Origin of the sequence: uncultured Thiodictyon sp. (assembly GCF_903828115.1) — a bacterium.
Classification (GTDB): domain Bacteria; phylum Pseudomonadota; class Gammaproteobacteria; order Chromatiales; family Chromatiaceae; genus Thiodictyon.
In genome coordinates this window covers 1-21,429 of record NZ_CAIKKU010000850.1, presented here as the reverse complement: position 1 = coordinate 21,429, position 21,429 = coordinate 1, and the positions used below count along the sequence as shown (strand labels likewise).

Below are 21,429 nucleotides of genomic sequence, written 5' to 3'. Positions count from 1 at the left end.
CGTGAGATCCTTATAAGAGGTTTCACGCAGAGGCGCAGAGACGCAGAGGCGGTGACCCGCGACGCTCGGGTAACCCGCGAGGCCTCGTCGCGGCTGAAGCCGCTCCCACAGCGTCGCTGCGCGACTTTCACGGCACCGCTCGGACTCCAGGGGCTTGGGCTGCGGCGCTTAACTTAACGGCAGTGGCCCGCCGCGTAGGTGGCAAATAACGCCTCCGAGCGCGGCGAATGCCCAGTCCTGCATCCGAGATCACGCCACTGGTCGGTCCAAACGCCTTCCGATACAATTTGATCACTTAATGCCCTAACCGTCGATTGAGTAACAGGTGCCCATCACCAACCGCATGCTCTCCCCCACCGCCCGCCAGGCCCTGCGCCTCCTGGGCGGTCTGATCGAGGAAGGCCGGATTCGCAAGGGCTGGTCCCGGGAGACGCTGGCCGAGCGGGTCGGCGTGGGCGCGGTCACCATCCGCCGTATCACCCGCGGCGAACCCGGCGTCGCCATCGGCACCTTCTTTGAGGCCGCCGCCGTGGTAGACCTCCCGCTGTTCGCCCAGGAATCGCCGCGGGGACTGGACCGCGAACTGACCCGCCAGCAGGAAAAACTGACGCTCCTGCCCTCCCGGGTCCGCCGCCCGGGTGAGGAACCCTTGAACGATGACTTCTGAGGTCGGCGCCAAAGCCAATCGGGCATATGTCTGGGTCTGGCTGCCGGGGTCCCAAGCGCCGGTGGTGGCGGGCGTCCTGCGCCGGGACGCCCACGGCGGCCATGGCTTCGCCTACGGCCGATCCTATCTGCGGCGGGAGGATGCGATCAGCCTTTTCCCGGACGAACTGCCGCTGCAAGCGGGCGAGCAGCGCCAGCGCGACGACGACCTGCCCTCCTGTCTGCGCGATGCCGCGCCCGACGCCTGGGGACGCCGGGTCATCATCAATCGGCTGACCGGACGCCAGGGCCAGGACGCGGCGCTGATCGACCTCAACGAACTGACCTATCTGCTGGAGTCGGGGTCCGAGCGCATCGGCGCCCTGGATTTCCAGGCATCATCATCAGACTACCGCCCGCGCGAATCCGCGGAGACCAGTCTGGATGATCTGCTGGATGCCGCCCTGCGCCTGGAGCACGGCGAACCCCTGTCCCCCGCATTGGCCCTGGCCCTCCAGCACGGCACCTCGGTCGGCGGCGCCCGGCCCAAGGCGCTGCTGACCAGTGGCACCCGCAAGTACATCGCCAAATTTTCCACCAGCAACGACATTTTTAACTTCGTCAAGGCCGAATTCCTGGCCATGCGCCTGGCCAGCCTGGCGGGCCTGGAGGTCGCCCCGGTCGCGCTCACCCGCTCCCTGGGCCGCGAGGTGCTGCTGATCGAGCGCTTCGACCGCGTCCGCCGCGACGACGGCTGGCAGCGTCGGGCCATGCTGTCCGCCCTCACCCTGCTCGGACTGCGCGAAATGGAGGCGCGCTATGCGAGCTACGAGGACCTGGCCCACCGGGTCCGCCGGGACTTCGCCGATGCACGCCGGACACTCGACGAGCTATACGGCCGCATGGTCTTCAATGTGCTCTGCGGTAACACCGACGACCATGCGCGCAATCACGCCGCCTTCTGGGACGGGCGTACCTATCGACTCACACCGGCCTATGACCTCTGCCCGCAGCTGCGCACCGGCGGGGAGGCGAGCCAGGCGATGCTGTTGACCGGCGAGCGCCGCGACAGCCGGCTGACCGCCTGTCTCGCCGCGGCACCCGCCTTTGGGCTCGGCGCCGCACCGGCGCGGGCACTGATCGACCATCAGATCGCTGTCATCGGCCGCGAGTGGGAGTCGGTTTGCGACGCGGCCGGGCTCGCCATCGCCGAGCGGTGGGCCTTGTGGCAGCGGCAGTTTCTCAATCCCTACTGTCTGGAGGGCTACCGGGACGGTTAGCGCCTCTCGGCATAAGCTGCCGAACCGGCGAACCCTAAGCGTTCCCTCCCCGCCCGTAGGGTCCGCTGCGCGGACCATTCGCCCTGCGGACCGGCCGCAGACCTAATGACTTGGTCGCCGCCGCTGACCATCCCCCAACTGTAATCGGACCGCTTGCCGCTGATAGTTCCGACCGCTGGGACCGGGAAGTTCCAGTCTCGCTGTTGGTGGCCAAGAGCCAACGCTGGCATAGTGTGAGCGCGCCACGCGCGATGACGGCGACGACCGGCCCCCTCGCGGGCTGGATCATCCGTCCGGACGTCGTGTGGCGGCGCAGGGAAGGCGAGTCCCGCGGCGCCGGGTGACGACGCCACGGACCAAGCACCGACGCGAGACACGATCATGCCAACTGACCTTCCCCAGCTACGTTTCCCCCGCGTCTTGCGCTACCGCTTCGTGGCCGAGGCCGTGACGCGCATCGAGATGGCACCGTACGCGGGGTCGGCTTGGCGCGGTCTGCTTGGCGGAAGCCTGCGGCGGACCTCCTGCATTACCCATCAACCCACTTGTGAGGCGTGCCTGGTCCGTGCCAACTGCGCCTTTTTCCACTTGTTCGAGATCGCCCCGCCGCCGCAAGGCATGCCATCGCACCGTGCTGCAAGCCACCCGTTCGTCCTCGACCTCGCCACTGACGGCGCTCGCGAGGTACATCCCGGCGATCACCTGGAGTTGGGCGTCACCCTCATCGGCGACGCCAACGCGCTCCTGCCGAACCTCGTCTATGCCCTGATAGGCGCGGGAGAGACCGGTCTGGGCCGGGGCCATGGCCGTTTCGCGTTGCGCCACGTGTTGCAGGAGCGATCACTCTCACATGGCGACTGGGACCCGATCTTCGATGCCTTGGGGGGTACGCTCACACCCTTCGACGCCGGTCCGGTTACCCTTCCCGCCCCCTGGCCCGGGGTCTGCGTCGAGCTCCTCACGCCCCTGCGCATCAAACGCTTCGGTCGCTTCGTCGGTCCGGCGGAATTCCAGGCGGCGGATTTTCTGCGGCATCTGTGTTGGCGTCTGGATACCCTCGACCATCAGTTCAGCACAGAACCCCCTCAGGGTTTCTGGGCTCGCCATGGCGAGCGGATTACCCAGGCGCCACCCCTGGCGTCGCGGCTACGCTGGCTCGACTGGACCCGCTACTCGTCCCGCCAGGCGACCACCATGCAGCTTGGCGGCTTGGTGGGGACCTTTGTGCTACCTGAGGCGTTAGCCGCTGACCTCTGGCCCTTGCTGTGGCTGGGTCAATGGGTCCATGTGGGCAAGGCGACCAGTTTCGGGCTGGGTGCCTATCGTTTGCGCGGCGCGCCGGCGTGACCGGTGCCCGGCGCGCGCCTGCCGATCCCGCGTGCGGCGTACCGGGCACTTGCATTTCACCCCATGTTTAAGGGATAACCGCAGTCCGGTTTAGGCAGTGGAGGAGCGACTGGCGATGGCGGCGACCTTGTTGTTGATCCCGAGCAAGAGCGACGAATACGGTCGGTTGCGCGCGCAGCCGGTCCCGGGGCTTGGGCTGTGCGATCCGGCCACGCCGGACTACCCAGCAGACCCGGGTGCCTACCTGCCCCCCAGGCTGGCCCTGCAGTGGGCGGAGCAGGCACAGGCCGCGCGGGTCCTGATCGGCGACCTGCGCTGCGCGGCGGCCTTGCGCGCCCTGCGTGAGGCCGGTTGGCACGCCGAGCGGATCGGCCACCGCCGCTTCGGCGGCGACTCCGGTTCCGCCGATCAGGATTTGAGCCCAGGACTGACGACCTGGGAGCAGATCACCGCGGCCGGTCGGGTCGCGCTGACCCCCGCAGAGCAAGCACGCGAGGCTTGGCAACGCGACGGCTGGTCCGGGCTCTCCGCCCGGGGCCTGGATTGGGACCAGGCCGATCAACACGCGGGGGCGGCACTCGGCCAGCAGGCATGGGCCAATGCCCGAGAGGGCGTGCGGCGGGACCTGGGTCGGGAACTCGATGACCTGATCCTGGCACTCGCCCCGCGGCATGACCCCGCGGACGTCGACATCACCGCCGATGCCCTGCAATCACCACCCTCGCCGCGGGACGGGTATCCGCCCGGCTCCAGCGCCGAGGATTGTGGTCCCGCCGACCGGGATCCGCGGGACTACCGCCAGGCCGCGCATCGCCGTGAGCCGGTGGCGGTCAAGCCGGTGCTGGTCCTCAACTGCGCCGGCCCGAGACGGGACCTGAAGACGGTCACCCGCGTCGAGTACCGCGGCCCGCGGTCCGCCGCGACCTGGCTGCACAGTCTGATCGAGGCACCGGACCTCAACCACGCCTTCGACTTAACCTTGGAGGTCGGAAGCTATCGCTGCCGACTCATCGCGACCCTGCCCGACGGTCCTGATGAATGCCAGGTCAACCTCCTGGTCTCCCGGTTGCTCGGCGTCGCCTTGGTGACCGGCCGCCCCCTGCGACACTACGGCTGCACCTTTTATCTGCCGCTGGATCTGCATCTGGACCTGGAGTTGAACCCTCCAGCCAGGGCCCCCGATCCCCAGGGTGCACGCACCGATGCGCCCGATCGGCCAGAGCGGTTGGCCGCCGCCCTGGATAGCAAGGAGGGACCGGCGCGGCCACATCCGATCTGCACACCGGGGGTCGCGCTGAACATCCTCTCCGAAACGATCTCCAACGCCGGTAACGCCGATCAGCGCGGCAAGATCGCGCGCGGGGAACTGAAAGAAGAGGTGGCGGAGGCGCAGGCCCTGTTGTACTTCCTGCCCACCCTGCAGCCACGGATCTTTGAAACCTGCCTCAGTGCACGCAACGATACCATCCGCCATTGGCGCCTCGCCCCTGAGGACCTGACGGACCTTACACTCACGGTTGAGCAGAACGCCGTCGACCGGCGGACTCATGCCACCAAGATTCAGGATGTCTCGCTCTACGGCCATCGCAACAACCTGTTCGTGCTTGCTATTCGAGTCGAGATGACCGACGGGCAACAGGCGACCGCAAAGCGGTTGAGGGGCGACGATACGGCTTGGTGGTGCCCCTTGTTCGATGCCGAGACCCCATTCGAGGATATCGCCGCACTGCAGGCCGAGCGCTGGCTCTGGTTCACCAAGGCCGCCCGCCTGCTGCGGCCGGCCTTCCCCCAGCAAGAACTGGAGGGAAAGATCAGCACGGCGACCCTCGCCGGTACCCGGTGCCGCGCGCGCTTCGACCATACGCACGCCTTTTCTCCTATCGTACTGACCCTGTTAGAGAAACTGACCGGCATCGCCATCCCCGAGGCATCCGGACGGCTGCGCCAGATCGGCGACGACCGCATGGTAGTGAATGTTGCCTACGGGCTCGCGGGGCCGGCCCCGGACGACGCCTTTGCCCGCGCCGCCTACGAGCGCCTGTTCAGTCTCGGGCTCTTCGTGGACAGCGGTACCGACGGTTTCGCCAGCCAGGGCGGCTATGCCTACGACCAAGGCTTCGTCCAAGGCCAGATGCCGGACCATGTCAACCGGCGCTGGGCGGGCCTTGGCACCCTCTATGGCTACACCCGCTACTCCAATTGTGCCATGGGCTTCGGGGACTATTTCTGTGGACCCCTGGCCCGGGTGCATGTCCCCTACGTCTACGGGCGTATGCTGCTCCTGGCGCTCTTCTATGAACTGACCTTGACCTACTTCGACCGTTGCATCGGCCAAGCCACCTTGGCCTTGGCGCCGCCCGGTGACCTGATCGAGGTGCAGACCGCAGCGTTCAACCGCCTCTACCAACGCTTCATCCGCTTCACCAATGACCAATGGTTCCGTGACCTGACCTCCCAGACCCAGGGTGCCGAGACCTTTCGTTTGCAGACCCGCGCCCTGGGTCTCGACGCACAGTACGCCCTGATCAAGGACAAGTTGGAGCGCTCCGATGCCTTTATCGAGCAGTGGCGGGGCAAGCGCCTCGGTGAGCAAGGTAACTGGCTCACCGAGCAGGGCACCCACCTCACTGCCAAAGCATCCAATCTCACCGGCCTGAGCGTTGTTATCACCCTGCTCATGGGCCTGTTCGGGCTCTTGCAGTTCGCACCCGCCGGGGACTGGCCCTTCGCCTTCTGGAGCTTGGATTGGCGCGTACCCGTTGCCCTCATCGCGATCCTCGGCATCGCGTGGTGGGTCCAGAACCGCCAGCGGGTATTGGGCAGCCCCGTCGGCCCGAACCCGGCACCCACGCCAACATCCCCGAGAGGGTCCCACCGATGACCGCATACCTCGTCCGCATTGAGGCCGTCAACCTGGGCCAAGTCCTAGAGGACACGGACCAACTCAGCGTCATCCGCGGTGGCGCACTCCTGGCCCTCGCCGGGGCCCGGGCACTGGTCGAGCGGCCGGTCACCCTGGCGACCAGCCCCCTGCCGCAGCCTTCCCCGGGCTTCTGGGAACGCCTGAGCGCCCGTCTGGGCGTTGCCGGAGTCGCGGCAGACAGTGGATCAGTAGCGGTCGAGATTCCTGCCGCGCGCATCTCGTCCGGGGCCTCGATCGGACTCTACGAGGTCGTCTTTCCAGAAACCGCGGCCGGTCCGACCCCTGACGACTATCAGGCGGAGGTGGTGCGGCGCCTGAACCAGGACTACCCCCACCACACCTTCGTCGTGGACCTGGCCCCGATCCCCGCTACCCCAGACGGATTCACACAGGCCCAGCGCCTGGTTACGGCTCGCAACCGGGTACGCCAGTTGCGGCAACTGTCCCTGGCCCTGCCCGGCGACCCGCGAGCAACCGCAGTCACCGGCCCGTGCGCGTGGGACGACCTGCGCCCGGCTGCCGCCCCGCTGCCCCGCGGCAAGGGTCCTGGGAAACGCAGCGACCAGGTTTCGGCCTCGGTTGCCGCGCGCTTTCGGCACGGTGCGGACCACAAAGGCGCCTTCATCCGCGAGCAGAGCGGCATCGACCTGGAGTACGCCCGCGACTTCGAGGAGATCGCCACCGACTTTCCGGACTATCGCCTGCGCAACAAGCTCGCGGTCCTCTATTTCGACGGCAACGGCTTCGGCGCCATCCAGGACGGCTGTCGGAGCGCTGACCAACTCCAGGACTTCGACGACGCGATCCAGCTCAAGCGGCGGGAGTTACTGGCCCAGGTCCTGCGCCAACTCGCCGCGGACCAGACCCATGCCTTCTACACCCGCCAACCTGAGCCCGACGACCCCTCTGGAGCCAAGGCGGTGTTGCGTTTTGAACTCCTGCTCTGGGGCGGCGACGAGATCCTCTTCGTCGTCCCGGCCTGGAAGGGCCTGGCGGCACTGTTCGCCTTCTACGCGGCCACGGCCGGCTGGCAATGGCCGGTGGGCGGCAAGGACCTGACCCACGCCGGCGCCCTGATCTTCTGCGACTACAAGACCCCCATCGCCCGCATGACCGCGCTGGCCCGGGAGATGGCCGAGGCGGTCAAGGACCGGGAGCACGGCCGCGACCGCAACCTCTTCGACTACCTGATCCTGGAGTCCATCGACTTCCCCGCCGAGCCCCTTGAACAGTACCGCGCCGCCCGCTACGGCCCCCTCGTCAGTTGCCGCCGCCCCTTGTGCCCGCCACGTGAAGGCCCCGCCCTGATCCGCGCGATTGCGGCGCTGCGCGAGCACCCTGACTTCCCCCGTGGCAAGCTCTATGAGGGTGCCCAGGCCCTCATCGTCCACCCCGATGCCAAGGCCGCGGTCTGGCAGCAGGCACTCGCCGACTTGGAGGAGACCCTGACCGCCGATCCGGATACCGCCGCGGTGACGCACCGACTCAAGGTGGATCTGGCCGCTCTGCTGCCGGACCAGGACCCCGCCTGGCAGTGGCTGCATCTGATCGAACTGTGGGACTACCTGGCACCGCGGCCAGCGGCCGGCGGCCCCGGGGGGACGCGATGAACCGCTATCGTTTCCTGGTCACACTCAGGGTCCAAGGCCCGGTCATCAGCCGTGCCGTCCAGGCCGGTCAAGCGGGTATCGACGCGGTCGTGCTGCGTGATCGCCACCAGTTGGAGGCGCTCCCCGGCACCCTGATCCGCGGCCTGTTGCGCGACGCCTGGGCCGGCTTCGGCTGGGATCAGAGCATTCGCGACTGGCTCGGCGGTGACCCCGTGGCGGCGCGTGAGCCGGGCAAGCACACCGAAGCCTATGGCCTGCGTCCAGCACGCGTGCGCTTCGCCGACCACTGGACCGTGGCGAACCGCGGCCGGGCGCGCTCCTACCGGCACCGCATCCGCATCGAGGACACCGGCGCCGTCAGCGGCGGTGGGCTCATGCTCATCGAAAGCCCCTTCGCGGCGGGCGAGATCGTCACCTTCACCGGCCTGGTGAGCGCGGAGGCCGATGGGCAGGCGAGCGTCGATGACCTGCGGCGACGTATCCGCCAGGGCCTGCGCTGGGTCCCCGCGGTGGGCGGGCTCAAAGGCGTGGGCTTCGGGCGGCTGCTGGACGCGGAGGTCGCCGCGGCCGAACACCTGCCGTCCCGGCAGCCGACCGTCAGCCGCACGCCGGCGGCGGCACCCGCGGCACCCGCGGCGCCCGCCACCCTGAGCCTGGGCCTGCGCATCGCCTGCGATGACGAGCTGTGCTTTCCCCGCCCCGGTCCGAAAGGGACCCTCGGCAATCGCTATGTCACCGACGACATCATTCCGGGTGCGGCCATCAAGGCCGTGTTGGCGCGGCTCTGGTCCACCCAAGACGCCCTGCGCGACCCCTACCTCGATGCCCTGCGCGTCACCCACGCCCTCCCGGTCCAGGGCCGGGAACAGCGTCCATTGGCCATCCCCCTGAGCCTGGCCTTTGCGGACGGACGCGGCAGCGCCGCCATCCACCTGCGCGACCTCGCCTTGACGGCCGAGCCCGAGCTGCTGGCCGGCACCACCCCGCGGTTCGCGCCGGACTGGAAGACGGGACAGCGGCGCATCGCTGCCGCAACCTGCGGCTGGGACGCCCCCCCGCAGCGCCGGGTGCGGGTGCGCAATGCCATCGACCGCACGACGGGCACGGTCCGCTTCGACCCGGTGAACGACAGTGGCTACCTCTTCGCGCTGGAGACGCTGCTCCCGCAGGGGCACCGCTGGCTCGCCAACCTCCAGGTGCCGGAGGTCCAACCGGAAGACCGGGACCGGCTCATCGCGACCCTCACCGAACTCCTGAGTCAGGAGCTGGCGCCCCTGGGCAAGACCAAGGCCTGCGCCTGGGTCGAGACCCTGCGCATCGGCGCCCCCTGGGCCTTCGCCGCCGCCGGCGGGCCCCTGATCCGCGACGACGGCCGCGTGCTCATCGACCTCCAGACCCCCGCGCTGCTGCTCCCGCCGGACTTCACCTGCGCCCCCACCAACGACGGCGCGACACTCCAACGCGCCTACCAGGCGGCCTGGGACGCGCTGTCGCACGGCAGTCTGACACTCAGCCACTTCTATGCCTCCCAGGCCCTGGGCGGCGGCATCTACTGGTGGAACCACTTCCGGCGGAAGGAGCAACCCTACCGCCCGGTGGTCCTCACCCAGCTGGGCAGCGTCTTCGCGCTGCGTGTGGTAGCGGGCCAGCAGAGCGCCGCCGCGAGTCACTTGGCCCGCTGGCGTGACCATGGGTTGCCCCCGCCGCACGGCTTCGACCCCGATTGGCGACGCAATCCCTGGCTCGCCCAGAACGGGTACGGCGAGGTCGCGATCAACCCCGATCTGCACTGGACGCTGGCCCCCACGGCGGAGGATGACCATGCCTGAATCACAACCGGATTACCGCCGTGTACGCATCTGCGGCAGCCTCACCTGCCACAGCGACCTGCATGTCGGCGACGGCGCCACCCTGGCCTGGGAAGACCGCAAGGGCCTGCCGCAGGACCGCGAGGCACCGGACCTGGAGACCGACCCCACCTACCACGGCGTCTGCTGGACCCCGGAGCGCGGCCCTTACCTCCCCGGCAGCAGCCTGCGCGGTTCCTTGCGCAACCTGCTGCCCGCCCATCACGCCTTCACCCGCCGCTGGTTCGGCTACGTCGAAACGCCCCAAGAGGGGGGTGGGCAGGCCGGCAAGCTCCGGGTCTACGACGCCTTCCTGAGCGATCCGGCCCCCTTCCCGGAACACCAGCCCCCCGCCTACTGGTCCGTCGCGCGCCAGACCGCCGCCCGTCATGCCATCCGGATCGATCAGATCACCGGCACGGCCGAGCACAAAAAGCTCTTCAGCCACGAGGTGGTCCCGGCCGGCAGCGTCTTCCGCATCGAGTTCGAGGCCGACGACCTGGACCGTGCGGAGTTGGCGCAACTGCTGGGCCTGCTGCGGCGCTGGGACGGCGGACTCTGGTCCGGCCTGGGCGGTAAGCGCGGCAAGGGTTGGGGGCGGGTCCAGTGGCAGTGCGAGAGGGTCTGCGGCATCACCCCCGCGGGGCTCGCTGACTGGCTCGCTCAGGAGCGCCTGCCGCCGGAGGCCTATTTCGAGGACCTGAGCGACCTGACGCCGACACTGCCGCCGACGGTCCAGGTCCCGCCGGCGATCGGCTACCGACTGAACGCCGAGGGCCCCCTCCTGGTCAGCGAACCGGGCTACCGCCGCGCGCCGCTCACCCCCCAGCAGAAAAAGGCCGGCGAAGATCCGCCGCCCACCCATGAGTACAGTCGCCGACCGGACGGCACCCCGCTCATTCCCGGCAAGGGGTTGGTCGGCGCAGTCCGCGCCCGCGCCGGGCGCATCATCGCCGGCATCGCCCATCGGCACCTGAGCCCCGGCGCGGCCCCGGACGCGGCCACCGCCACGGCCGCCCGGCTGATCGATGATCTGTTCGGTAACGCCGGGCGGCGCGGCACCCTCTGGATTTCGGATGCCGAGCCCCCGGCCCCGGACTCCGAGCGGCCCCAGGATCAGCCGCGGTTCCATGACCAATACTTCAACGCCATCGACCGCTTCACCGGCGCGGTCAAGGGCCAGGCCGGCGAGGGTGCCCTGTTCCACGTCCAGGCCAGCACCGACGGCAGCTACCAGGGGCGCCTGCTGCTGGAATCGCACCGCCTGCCGGACAGCGACTGGTGGAAGGCCCTGCTGCTCTTTCTCGCCCGCGACGCCCTGGAGGGTGAACTCGCCGTCGGCTGGGGGCAAGCCAAGGGCTATGGGGCCGTGCGTGCCGCCTTCCTGATCGGGGACCAGACCATCACCACCTGGCCGGAACTCCTGGCGTGGGCGCGCACGGCCGGCGCAGGCGACCCCGGCGACTGGATCGACGCACTCCACCAGCACATCCGCGACACGCTCGCCGCGCCGCGCGCAACCACCGCAACCCTGATCCCGGGAGACCCCGCCGATGAGTAGGAGCCCTCAGTTCGGAGGCGGCCGCCGCGGGCGGCAGGATGAGCGTCCCGCCAAGACCGACGCCGCGCCCGTGCGCGCCGACGCACCCACCGTCGCGAGCCAACCTCAACCCGCCGCGGGCAGTCCGGCGGAGCCGCCGGCGACCCGCTTTCACCTCCCCTACCAGTTCGTCCCGGTCAGCGGCAAGGTGCAGGGCGGACCCGTCCAACTCACGCCTTGGACGCAAGTCGAAACCGGCGTGGACGAACAGGGTCAGCCAAGCCCGACCCGTCACGATCGATGGCTCCCCGGCACCCACTGCGGGCGCATCCTGTGCCGGCTGGAACTCGTCACCCCCACCTTCGTCGGCGCCCGCCAGACCGACCCCGAGACCAAAGGCGGCGCCAAGACCGCGCAACCCTACGAGCGCCGCGGCGACCGCGCCATCCCCGCCAACAGCCTGCGCGGCATGATCGGTTCAGTGGCCGAAGCCATCAGCCAATCCGCGCTGCGGGTGTTGGAGGAGCGGCATTATTCGGTGCGCAAGCCGGCCAGCCAGGCGTTGCCCAGCAAGGGCACCATCGATCGCGACCATGACCGCTGGTTGGTGAGGCCGGAGGATGCCCCAGGCAGCAACGGCATTCTCATACCCGAACCCGTGCTGCAAACCTTCTCGCGCCTTTGGGTCGAGCGTGTCCTGGCGGAGCGCACCCTGCATGGCGAGGCCAAGGCGTCGAAGTTCCCGAAGGCATTCGCCCAGTACCGCCCAGGACAGCCCCACTTCGAGCGGCCCGAGACCTGGCGCCCTGAACCCGGGATGCCTGTTTTCTTCACCACCCGACAAGAGGGGGACGGCCAGCCCGAAGTCAGCGAGATCAGCTTCTCCGCCATTTGGCGCAAGGAGGTCAGCGGCAGCAGCTTCGACTTCTTCCGCGCAATCGGGGCCAACCTGGTCCCCTGGGGCCATGACGGGCGCAGCGCCCTGACCCCTGTCGAGGCCCTGTTCGGCGTGGTCGAGGACCGGCCCGAACGCACTCGCGCCCGCGGCCAGAACCTTGCCAGTCGCCTGCGCTTTTTCGATGCCCTGCCCACCTACCGGCCCGGACAGCAACAGGTAAGCGTTCTCGACGCCAAACCGTTGCGCATCCTCGCCAGCCCTAAACCGCCGTGCCCGCCCCTTTACTTTGACCCCGCGGGCAAACCGGGCGTCCACATTCGCAAGATCCGACTGGGCGAGGCTCCCGATCAGGACCAGCCCAAGGGGCGCAAGCGCTATCTCCCCCATCCCAAAAAGCAAGTCGCGGCCCAGTGGTGGCAAAGCCGGGAGGACGGGCACGCCGAGCAGAAGCTGTGCTGCGCGCCCATGGCGGCCGGTCAAGCCTTCTGGTTCCACATCGACTTCGACAACCTGACCGACGCCGAACTGACCCTGTTGCGTGTCGCCCTGGAACCCGACCAGCAATCCGGCCAACCAGCGTCCGCCGCTTTCCAACACCGGCTGGGGCTGGGTAAACCCTTGGGGCTCGGCAGTGTTCGCCTGCGCCTGGAGGCGATCCTCATCATCGAGCGCGCGGCCCGCTACAGCCGCGCTGCCCTGACCCAGACCGCCCGCTATCACCGCGTCCATGTTCCCGACCCGACGGCGCTGCCGACCTGGCCCGCACGCTATCGCGACGATCTGCCGGCGCCCGGCGAACACGGCTACCCGCCCTTGAGCGAGTTGCCCTGGAAGCCGGATCTGGTCGATGACCACAGCCGCGCCATCCTCGCCCATCTCGGCGATCCCGCGTCCCTGGAACCCGCAGCCTGGGTGCACCACCCCTTGATTGCGGCACAACTCCCCAGCCGGGACGGCCGGCATGGAGCGGAATCGGAACTCAAGACCTACGCCTGGCACGTTCAGAACGAAAAGGCCAAAGCGCCCGCCGCCCTCCAGCCCGTCAACCCCAAGACCCCCTACCTGCCCACCCTGCCGGTGTGGATGCCGATGGAGGTGACCGGCCTGCCCAGCGATCAATCGTTCAGCAAACTCAGGGACGAGTTGGAGCGCCTGTTCGGCGCTCACGGCCACGGCCCCGCCCAGGTATCCGTCTCCAAGCCGCGGGGCAGGCCCGTGACTGCCACTGTCCTCATGAGCGCTGCGGACGGCCAACAAGCGATGACTGCATTGAATCAGCATGAATTCTTCGGTGGTCGCTTGGTCATCACCCTGGCCAGACCCTGACCAGCCTCCCAACCACCCACGCGCTGAGCAAGGTCCAGTCCCGTCAGCGCCGCGCACGACTCTCGGCCTGCGAGCCTGTTAGACTGTACCCAGCGCGCGGCCTTCAAGCCGCGGGCTGCACCTAACTCGCCAGAGGCAAAAGCGTGTCAAAAAAGCGACACTCCAAGTCGATGTTTTTAATCGGTATTAGCGAAGCGGGAGGGTGCGAATAGAGACCCGACAGTAAGGGGGTTACGACCAAAGCAACCGTCGCAGTTACCGCTGACTTCGGTGCGAATAGAGACCCGACAGTAAGGGGGTTACGACCAAAGTTTTCGATTGCTCGATGGTCTTCTGGATGTGCGAATAGAGACCCGACAGTAAGGGGGTTACGACTATGGGTGGAAGATTCCTTTCTTGTCGTAGAGCCGTGCGAATAGAGACCCGACAGTAAGGGGGTTACGACACGAATTGCGGGAACAGTTCCCGCGGGAATCTGAGGTGCGAATAGAGACCCGACAGTAAGGGGGTTACGACAGGCTGAATACGTTGCCAATCCGTAGAAATGAAGTGCGAATAGAGACCCGACAGTAAGGGGGTTACGACTCGGTCTTGGTTACGTAATCGGATAATCGCCCGGTGCGAATAGAGACCCGACAGTAAGGGGGTTACGACCAAAGAATCCCACGGCTAAAAAACCAACCCACTGTGCGAATAGAGACCCGACAGTAAGGGGGTTACGACTTCGGGATTTTGCACCCGCGCCGAATGTGAGTGTGCGAATAGAGACCCGACAGTAAGGGGGTTACGACATCAGCTGAGCTACACCCCACCAAAAACCTTGGCGTGCGAATAGAGACCCGACAGTAAGGGGGTTACGACGCTCCGCAGTCCTCCATGACATCATGAAGAAAGTGCGAATAGAGACCCGACAGTAAGGGGGTTACGACCTCCCCACGAAGGTGCTACCCCAGAGAAACGCCGTGCGAATAGAGACCCGACAGTAAGGGGGTTACGACCACAAGATTGGCAGCTTGTCTCTCCAGACTTGGTGCGAATAGAGACCCGACAGTAAGGGGGTTACGACAACGCAATTCCATTTACATAGAAGTATCTCCCCAAAATGCGAATAGAGACCCGACAGTAAGGGGGTTACGACTCGGTGATTTGGGTGGCGAGGAGGGTCACTTCGCGTGCGAATAGAGACCCGACAGTAAGGGGGTTACGACGCCAGGTGAAGGTCTTTGACAGCAGAATTTGGTGCGAATAGAGACCCGACAGTAAGGGGGTTACGACGCGTTACATCCGCCCTCACAAAACTGGAAGCCGTGCGAATAGAGACCCGACAGTAAGTGGGTTACGACGGAGAGGCGTTCTGTATCGAGTATCTCATCTGCAGTGCGAATAGAGACCCGACAGTAAGGGGGTTACGACCAACAAAGAAGATCTTTCATCGTTTCCAAACTCGGTGCGAATAGAGACCCGACAGTAAGGGGGTTACGACTTGGGTACCTCCCCATTTTTGACCGGTTGAAAAGTGCGAATAGAGACCCGACAGTAAGGAGGTTACGACGTCGCCCCGCGGTGCATGACAATCGCAGCTTTGGTGCGAATAGAGACCCGACAGTAAGGGGGTTACGACACGGTGGGAGGCGTGGAATGTCCAAGGTGCCACGTGCGAATAGAGACCCGACAGTAAGGGGGTTACGACTTTTACGCAATTTTGCTTGCGACAGAACTCCCGGTGCGAATAGAGACCCGACAGTAAGGGGGTTACGACTGGGGAACGGGGCGACGTGCGCCGATCCCCTTAGTGCGAATAGAGACCCGATAGTAATGGGGTTACGACAACTGTAATGGTTACAGTTATTTTCTACATCATGGTGCGAATAGCGACCCGACAGTAAGGGGGTTACGACCGCTTCCTTTGGTCCCTAGGAAGCTAGGCCAGTGCGAATAGAGACCCGACAGTAAGGGGGTTACGACCACGAGACCGGTGTTTTGGATGACATTGAGGGAGTGCGAATAGAGACCCGAAAGTAAGGGGGTTACGACGTTTTCAGACTTTCCTTGTGGCACATGAAGCCTGTGCGAATAGAGACCCGACAGTAAGGGGGTGGCGAATCGATGTGCCGTACGGGGGAAAGGCGTGGGCGATGCCAGCCACAAAGCCATTCGCCAAGGTGCAAACTCGAAACGCGTCTTGTCGCTCCCCCGCTTCAGCGTCGCGGGGTCACAGATAGCGCCAGTTCATTCGGTATTCGGCGCCGTGACGCGCAACGTCAACCGTTGCAGTCCACGGCGGAACCCGTGAACGCTGGTGAGCGCGCTGGTGACCTATCGTCAGCCGTGGTTCAGGGCGAGCTTTCGACCAGATAGCGAAGGCATGGAGTGCCCGCAAGGGCGCGTTCGGCCCCAAGGCAGACCGGCACCATTGGGCAGGTTTTCAGAGGAAACGTAGCGATAGAGAAGATGGCGAGGGTATTGGGCGCCGCGGCGCGTCAATGAGTGCCACTACACATCAGAAGGGGGGATGAGGACGAATAGCCTGTCGTTTCAGGCAGGGAATATGGACCGCCGATGGCAGGTGTCCGATAGGTCCGTGGGTGTGGTGATTCGCCGCTGCTGACGTGGTGCCCCAGTCCCTGGTCCGGCCGGGTGGCGCCGATTGATCGCCCCGAACGCGCGCCGCGCGGCCGTTGGATCGGCCGGTCTGCGGGGCGCGAGCCGGTACCACCGAGGCGTCTGGTGCTCCCCCGCCTCCGCCCCGATCCCCAACCCCGCCGCCCGCACCGCCTCCTCCCGTCGGGTGAAATCGCTGTCCTTGCAGTACTGCCGATACACCGCCGCCCACCCATCCGCGACCATGCGCAAGGTTCAGGTTGTCGCCGTCGGTCTTGATCATCGTTCCGCCCAGCGGCTACCTTCTGGAGTCCAAGGCTTCAGCCTTGGTCCTGCAAATCCAAGGCTGAAGCCTTGGGCTCCGGCCTGGGGCGGCCGGAACGATGATCGAGGCCTCGCCGTCCGGGGTCAGCACCATCCTTCGGCCATTCACACGATGCCTTCCGCGCCATGACCGGGAGCAGCGTCGCCGACCACCACCGCCGCGATGCCTTGCTCATTCACCTGGAAACCGCCGCGGTGCTCGTGCCCAAGCCTAAGGTGCGCACCGTCCCGAGGACCGCAACCAAGCCCGACAACTGGACCTACTGCTGGGTGACCTGGGGCAGGAGCGCCCCAACTAAGCGAAGCTGCCGGGGGAGCGCCGATATTGAGGAGGACCAACTGGCGGCGCGCATGGATCTGGTCGCAGGCATTTGGGAGTCAGTCGGTGCGAACGACCGTTTTCGCCTTGCGTGATCGCGCAACAGTGACAAGCTGCTCGACGACCTGCGCGAACAGACGCGGCGGCAGGACGCCGAAGTCGTACCGCCCGCGCGCGGCACGCGAGATCGGCACCAGGTCGGGGCCGGGCCAGACGAATCGATTGACCTCTGACACCAAGACCCAGGAGCGTTGCGCATCGAGTCCCAAGCGCCGTTTGGTCGATAGAGGGATCTCGACCGCGCAATCCGGGTCCCGGGGCGCCGCATGGGTGATCGGCGCGACCGTGACGAGCGGCCCGCCTTGGGCTTGCGTCACCGTAAGGACGACAACGCAGGGGCGATCCTTGCGCCCCTCTTGATGTCCCGCCTGCGCCTCGGCATCCCACAGGTAGCGGTAGCCGATGACCAGTCCCGGATGGGGCTCGGGCAGGGGCACCGGCGTCAGTCCAGTTCGGCGTCGAGGTGCGCGTAGGCTTCCGGTACTCGGGCCTGGGTGATCGCCGTCAGTTCGGCGTCGCTCAGCAACTCCACCGACAATGCCTCTTGATCCCGGCGCTTGAGGCGTCGGTATTCTTCCGCGGAAAGCAGGACCAGGTTCTCTCGGCCGTCCGCGGTGATCGCCACCGGCTCCCGCAGGGCACTGCCCCGATAACGCCCGAAATGCCGTTGCAGCTCGGCGGCGGTTACGGTCAACATGGTTAATCCCGGTGCGAATCTGAGAATAGACAAAGTATACCAAAGCGGACCAGCCCGCCGCGGAGCCTGGTAACCTGGGCGCCAACCCAACCGCCCGGTCCCCCCCATGCCCCACCTCTTCCTCGCCGTCACCGCCCATGGCTATGGGCACCTGGCCCAGTCATCGCCGGTGGTGGAGGCCCTCGCCCGGCGGGTGCCGGGGCTGCGGGTGACGCTCCAGTCGGACATCGACCCCGCCTTTGCCCGCCGTCGGCTGCCACTGGGATTCACCCAACTGCATGAACCCACGGACCCGGGGCTCATCATGGACGGACCCCTGGTCACCCGCTGGGAGGAGAGCCTGGCCGCCTATGTCGCGTTCGAGGCCGACTACGACCGGCATCTGCAACGTCAACTGGCAACCCTGCGCGACCTGGCGCCGGACCTGGTGCTGGCCGACGTGCCCTGGCTGCCGCTGGAGGCGGCGCGGCGGCTCGGCATTCCGGCGGTGGGGCTGTGCTCCTTCACCTGGTACGACATCCTGCACGGGTGCCCGCTGCGCGACCAGGTGCCGGACGCGCTCCTCGCGCACCTGCGGCGGGTCTATGCGCAAGCAGACCTGTTCATCCGCCCGGTGCCCGCGATGGCGATGCAGTGGCTGCCGAACGCCCGGACTGTCGGCCCCATCGCCCGCCGCGCTCCGGACCGGCGGGCGGAACTGCGCCAGCGCTTCGGTTGTCCCGCGGACCGGCCGCTGGCGCTGATGCAGTTCGGCGGCTTCGAGGGGCTCGACCCCTTGCGGGACTGGCCGGAGCAGGACCAGGTGCACTGGGTGGTGCAGGAACTCCCGGGACGGCGCCGACGCGACGCCGCGGCCCTGGGCGAGCACGGGCTCGAGGTGCTGGACGTGCTGGGCTCGGTCGACCTGATCCTGGGCAAGCCCGGGTATGGCACCTATGCGGAGGCCGCGTGCAACGGCGTGCCGGTACTGCATCTGCCCCGCGAGGACTGGCCGGAGGCGGCGGCGCTCGATGCCTGGCTGGGCATGGTGGTCCCCACGCGGGAACTGAGCCTTGCGGACCTGGCGGCCGGGCGGGTCGCCGAGCCGATCGCGGCGCTGCTGGCCGCCGGGCGGCCGGCGCCGGTGGCGCCCAGCGGGATCGAGGAGAGTGCGGACCTGCTGGAGCCCTGGCTGCGGGGCTGACGGTGACGCGGCGGCGGATGCCCGCTGGGCCTGGCGCGGTTTCCCGGGTGGCCGGTCCGCACAGCGGACCCTACGGGGCTGGCCCCGGCGCGGTTTCCCGGGCGGCCGGTCCGCACAGCGGACCCTACGAGACCCCCACGCGCAGAGACGGTACAGGAATTCCCGGTACGACTACGGCGCCCCCGTCCGGCTGAAGCCTCGACCTCCAGTTCGGGAGTGATCGCCCAGGAGGTCGAGGCTTCAACCGGCCCCGCGCGCGCCCGCGGGCGCCGCCGCGCGATTGCACTGTACAGTCCCGGGCCTCAACACGACCGAACCTACGCGGTCGCCGCTACTGCGGCGACCGCGAACTAGAGCATCTTGCGCAGTTCGTATTCCAGGATGCCCTCGGCCCCGGCGGCCCGCAGGCGCGGGATCAGCACCCGCACCGACGCGGTATCGACGATGGTCTCCACCGCCAGCCACTCCCGGTCGTAGAGGTGGCTCACGGTGGGGGCGTGCAGGCTCGGCAGCAGGGCCACGATCGCGTCGATCTGGTTGGCGCGGCAGTTGAGTTTGAGCGCGACCTTGTGACGCGCCGCCAGCGCGGCCTGGAGCATCATGGCGATCTGGTCGATCTTGACCCGCTTGGCGGGGTCGGCCATGGCCGCCGGGTTGGCGATCAGGCGGGTCTCGGTGAACAGCAGGTCCTCCACGATCCGCAGTCCGTGGGCGCGGATGGTGCTGCCGGTCTCGGTGATCTCCACCGCCGCGTCCACCAGGCCCTCGACCACCTTGGCCTCGGTCGCCCCCCAACTGAACTCCACGGTGGCGCGCACCCCGTGCTCGGCAAAATAGCGGCGGGTGAAGCCCACCAGTTCAGTGGCCACCTTGCAGCCGTCGAGATCCGCCAGCGAGCGCACCGGCGACTCCTCCCGCACCAGGAGCACCCAGCGGCTGGGTTGATTGGAACTCTTTGAATAGGTGAGGGTACAGACCTCCGCCACCTGGGCCTCGGTCTCCAGTATCCAGTCGAGGCCGGTCAGCCCCAGGTCCAGGGTACCGCTGGCCACATAGGGGGCCATCTCCTGGGCGCGCACCAGGGCGCAGGCCAGTTCCGGGTCGTCGACCTCCGGGTAGTAGTTGCGCGAACGCGGGGCGATGGTCCAACCCGCCTGCTTGAAGAGGGCCAGGGTCGCCTCCTCCAGGCTGCCCTTGGGGATACCGAGTTTGAGTTTTGTCATCTGGTGGCCTTGCTGTCTCGCTGGTCTGGTGTTGGTCGGGGCGATGCGCGTCACAGACCCGCCAGTTTAACCGCGGAACCGGCCGAAGATGCACGGCGCAACGCGACGGCGCCATCAGGAACTCTCTCCCGCCCCAGGGTCGTGTATTCTTCACCTTCGCCGGATGTGAACGCCAGGTAACCCCCGTGAGCAACCCCTTCTTCGACCGGCCGATCCTCAACTCGCCCTACGCCTGCCCAGCCCGCCACTGGGAACTCGACGACCGGGGCCAACCCCGCCATCGGTTCGGAGAGCGAGCGGGACCTTGCGGCGATCGTAGCGGGCCGGGGTGTGAGGCGGCTCCTCACGAGCCCGACCGTTTCACGTTTCGAGCGAGACCCAACGATGAAATACCTGATCTGCGCACTCCTGCTTCAATCCGGCTGCTTATCCGCACCGGCCGCTGAGCCGCCCTGTGCCACGCAGGCGCAGGAGCGGGCCCGGAAGCTACTCGCCTTTCACCTGGGCGAAGGGTTTGAAGAGCGGATGGGCTTTGAAGGTCCGGTACTGAAATCACCGCTGCGCAATCCGGCGAATCCGAAGCAGAAATTCACCGTCCTGGAGATTGACGCCTATGTCAGTCCCCATGGCAGGTACCGGATGCGCTTCATCTTTTATGTCATGCCGAACGGGTGTTCCTTGATCGGAGAGGAGATCCTTGAGCTGGCAAACCTATAGCCGTGCCCTGGCGCCTGAGCAGCCGCGGCCCGTTGCGCAACCACGTAACTTGCATGGCAATCCGCCGCGAGAGCAGGCGCGCTCCGAGAGGGTTCATCGCCATCCCCAGGCTCGCGTGGACGTGAAGGGTAGCCGCAGGCGCCGCTACAGCCCGGCTCACGGCGGTGCCTCAGGACCGGGATAGAACCCGTCGTCCAGGATCTGCGCAAGGCTGTAGGGGCAGTCGGCGGGAAAGGTCGCGCGCGGCAGCCGCGTCTCTTTGCTCGCCAACCGGGCGGCATCGCCATAGGCCTCGGCCAGCGTGGCCGGGAGGCTTGCCTGCAGGCCCGGGGCCTTGCTCAGCCGCTTGGCGAGGCGGTCACGCTGCGCGATGATGGTCGCACGCCAACTGCGCCCGTCGAATTCCCGCCAGCGGGCGGCGAGGGTCGGCAACTGATATTCCCATTTCAGCAAATGGGCAAGCAGAATCGTCAGGCGATTTTCCAGCTCCCGCTGCTCGCTCTTTCCCATGTCGTCGAGTTCTTCCAACAGGTGCGCGATATCCAGTGCCGCGAAGTCGCCGGCACGCAGCAGCGCGGCATTGCGCTGCGCCCATGCGGAATAATCGCTGCGGTAAAGTTCGCTGATGTCGCTCATATCATTGGGCCTTGCCGTTACTGCAACAACGCACGGCCGGGGTTCCAGTCACCGTTGGCACTCACCGATCGGCCCGGCAGCCGACATTGCTTCGGTGCGCCGCGACGTTACCGCAGGCACCGTGGGGCGTCAAGCCGCCACGACCGCCGGAGCCGGGTACGCGATGCGTACCCTACAGCTACCGGGCGCTCTCACGGACCGGGCGTCGTTGTCGGTGTGGGTGGGGGTGTGGGGGGGGGGGGGGGGGTGGTGG

General features: G+C 67.1%; 15 protein-coding genes and 1 CRISPR repeat array. Of the genes, 11 read left to right on the top strand and 4 right to left on the bottom strand.

The genetic code is table 11. The annotated features are described in order from the left end of the window. The first annotated feature begins 325 nt into the window (after positions 1 to 325). The 9 genes from QZY48_RS31850 to QZY48_RS31810 all read left to right on the top strand — a co-directional run bounded on the left by QZY48_RS31850 (position 326) and on the right by QZY48_RS31810 (position 16,755). Complete coding sequence (locus QZY48_RS31850; RefSeq protein ID WP_295438258.1) at positions 326 to 667, top strand: helix-turn-helix transcriptional regulator; 342 nt, start codon at positions 326 to 328, stop codon at positions 665 to 667. Continuing rightward, positions 657 to 1,925, top strand: a complete 1,269-nt coding sequence (locus QZY48_RS31845) for a type II toxin-antitoxin system HipA family toxin (protein ID WP_295438255.1) — start codon at positions 657 to 659, stop codon at positions 1,923 to 1,925. The genes QZY48_RS31850 and QZY48_RS31845 overlap by 11 nt, the downstream gene beginning before the upstream one ends. Positions 1,926 to 2,306: 381 nt before the next feature. Next, complete coding sequence (gene cas6, locus QZY48_RS31840; RefSeq protein WP_295438253.1) at positions 2,307 to 3,272, top strand: CRISPR system precrRNA processing endoribonuclease RAMP protein Cas6; 966 nt, start codon at positions 2,307 to 2,309, stop codon at positions 3,270 to 3,272. Between the two features lie 115 nt (positions 3,273 to 3,387). Next, positions 3,388 to 6,153: a hypothetical protein gene (locus QZY48_RS31835; protein ID WP_295438251.1), complete on the top strand. Its 2,766-nt coding sequence runs from the start codon at positions 3,388 to 3,390 to the stop codon at positions 6,151 to 6,153. Next, positions 6,150 to 7,805 carry a hypothetical protein gene (locus tag QZY48_RS31830; protein ID WP_295438248.1) on the top strand — a complete coding sequence of 552 codons (1,656 nt, stop codon included), beginning with the start codon at positions 6,150 to 6,152 and terminating at the stop codon, positions 7,803 to 7,805. The genes QZY48_RS31835 and QZY48_RS31830 overlap by 4 nt, the downstream gene beginning before the upstream one ends. Continuing rightward, a complete protein-coding gene (locus tag QZY48_RS31825; protein ID WP_295438246.1) occupies positions 7,802 to 9,634 on the top strand; it encodes a hypothetical protein in 1,833 nt (610 codons plus the stop codon). The genes QZY48_RS31830 and QZY48_RS31825 overlap by 4 nt, the downstream gene beginning before the upstream one ends. Continuing rightward, on the top strand, positions 9,627 to 11,213 hold the full coding sequence (locus QZY48_RS31820) for an RAMP superfamily CRISPR-associated protein (protein WP_295438243.1): 1,587 nt from the start codon (positions 9,627 to 9,629) through the stop codon (positions 11,211 to 11,213). Before QZY48_RS31825 ends, QZY48_RS31820 begins: the two co-directional genes overlap by 8 nt. Beyond that, positions 11,206 to 13,416, top strand: coding sequence for an RAMP superfamily CRISPR-associated protein (locus QZY48_RS31815; protein WP_295438241.1), 2,211 nt, complete (start codon positions 11,206 to 11,208; stop codon positions 13,414 to 13,416). The genes QZY48_RS31820 and QZY48_RS31815 overlap by 8 nt, the downstream gene beginning before the upstream one ends. Before the next feature lie 202 nt (positions 13,417 to 13,618). Then, positions 13,619 to 15,519: a CRISPR direct-repeat array (repeat unit 36 nt; unit sequence GTGCGAATAGAGACCCGACAGTAAGGGGGTTACGAC). Positions 15,520 to 16,467: 948 nt separating this feature from the next. Beyond that, positions 16,468 to 16,755, top strand: a complete 288-nt coding sequence (locus QZY48_RS31810) for a hypothetical protein (RefSeq protein ID WP_295438238.1) — start codon at positions 16,468 to 16,470, stop codon at positions 16,753 to 16,755. Here QZY48_RS31810 and QZY48_RS31805 read toward each other — a convergent pair. After that, the gene (locus QZY48_RS31805; protein WP_295438235.1) at positions 16,720 to 17,157 is read right to left on the bottom strand and encodes a type II toxin-antitoxin system PemK/MazF family toxin; all 438 of its coding nucleotides are present in this window, start codon (positions 17,155 to 17,157) and stop codon (positions 16,720 to 16,722) included. The two genes, QZY48_RS31810 and QZY48_RS31805, sit on opposite strands and share 36 nt — an antisense overlap. Before the next feature lie 5 nt (positions 17,158 to 17,162). Continuing rightward, positions 17,163 to 17,417: a type II toxin-antitoxin system prevent-host-death family antitoxin gene (locus QZY48_RS31800; protein ID WP_295438234.1), complete on the bottom strand. Its 255-nt coding sequence runs from the start codon at positions 17,415 to 17,417 to the stop codon at positions 17,163 to 17,165. 106 nt (positions 17,418 to 17,523) lie between these two features. Here QZY48_RS31800 and QZY48_RS31795 point away from each other — a divergent pair, with 106 nt between their 5' ends. Then, positions 17,524 to 18,600, top strand: coding sequence for a hypothetical protein (locus QZY48_RS31795; protein ID WP_295438233.1), 1,077 nt, complete (start codon positions 17,524 to 17,526; stop codon positions 18,598 to 18,600). Between the two features lie 350 nt (positions 18,601 to 18,950). On the opposite strand, the gene hisG is transcribed toward QZY48_RS31795, so the two are convergent. Continuing rightward, entirely contained in the window at positions 18,951 to 19,823 is an 873-nt protein-coding gene (gene hisG, locus QZY48_RS31790; protein ID WP_295438231.1) for an ATP phosphoribosyltransferase, read from the bottom strand. A 384-nt stretch (positions 19,824 to 20,207) separates the two neighbouring features. On the opposite strand from hisG, the gene QZY48_RS31785 reads away from it, so the two are divergent. After that, positions 20,208 to 20,540, top strand: a complete 333-nt coding sequence (locus tag QZY48_RS31785; protein WP_295438229.1) for a hypothetical protein — start codon at positions 20,208 to 20,210, stop codon at positions 20,538 to 20,540. 156 nt (positions 20,541 to 20,696) lie between these two features. On the opposite strand, the gene QZY48_RS31780 is transcribed toward QZY48_RS31785, so the two are convergent. Continuing rightward, complete coding sequence (locus QZY48_RS31780) at positions 20,697 to 21,176, bottom strand: DUF29 domain-containing protein (protein ID WP_295438226.1); 480 nt, start codon at positions 21,174 to 21,176, stop codon at positions 20,697 to 20,699. Positions 21,177 to 21,429 lie beyond the last annotated feature (253 nt).

Excerpts from the sequence above, each read along its gene's own strand:
- QZY48_RS31845 (WP_295438255.1), top strand. The coding sequence starts at position 657 with ATGACTTCTGAGGTCGGCGCCAAAGCCAATCGGGCATATGTCTGGGTC.
- cas6 (WP_295438253.1), top strand. The coding sequence starts at position 2,307 with ATGCCAACTGACCTTCCCCAGCTACGTTTCCCCCGCGTCTTGCGCTAC.
- QZY48_RS31835 (WP_295438251.1), top strand. The coding sequence starts at position 3,388 with ATGGCGGCGACCTTGTTGTTGATCCCGAGCAAGAGCGACGAATACGGT.
- QZY48_RS31830 (WP_295438248.1), top strand. The coding sequence starts at position 6,150 with ATGACCGCATACCTCGTCCGCATTGAGGCCGTCAACCTGGGCCAAGTC.
- QZY48_RS31825 (WP_295438246.1), top strand. The coding sequence starts at position 7,802 with ATGAACCGCTATCGTTTCCTGGTCACACTCAGGGTCCAAGGCCCGGTC.
- QZY48_RS31820 (WP_295438243.1), top strand. The coding sequence starts at position 9,627 with ATGCCTGAATCACAACCGGATTACCGCCGTGTACGCATCTGCGGCAGC.
- QZY48_RS31815 (WP_295438241.1), top strand. The coding sequence starts at position 11,206 with ATGAGTAGGAGCCCTCAGTTCGGAGGCGGCCGCCGCGGGCGGCAGGAT.
- QZY48_RS31810 (WP_295438238.1), top strand. The coding sequence starts at position 16,468 with ATGACCGGGAGCAGCGTCGCCGACCACCACCGCCGCGATGCCTTGCTC.
- QZY48_RS31800 (WP_295438234.1), bottom strand. The coding sequence starts at position 17,417 with ATGTTGACCGTAACCGCCGCCGAGCTGCAACGGCATTTCGGGCGTTAT.
- QZY48_RS31795 (WP_295438233.1), top strand. The coding sequence starts at position 17,524 with ATGCCCCACCTCTTCCTCGCCGTCACCGCCCATGGCTATGGGCACCTG.
- hisG (WP_295438231.1), bottom strand. The coding sequence starts at position 19,823 with ATGACAAAACTCAAACTCGGTATCCCCAAGGGCAGCCTGGAGGAGGCG.
- QZY48_RS31785 (WP_295438229.1), top strand. The coding sequence starts at position 20,208 with ATGAAATACCTGATCTGCGCACTCCTGCTTCAATCCGGCTGCTTATCC.
- QZY48_RS31780 (WP_295438226.1), bottom strand. The coding sequence starts at position 21,176 with ATGAGCGACATCAGCGAACTTTACCGCAGCGATTATTCCGCATGGGCG.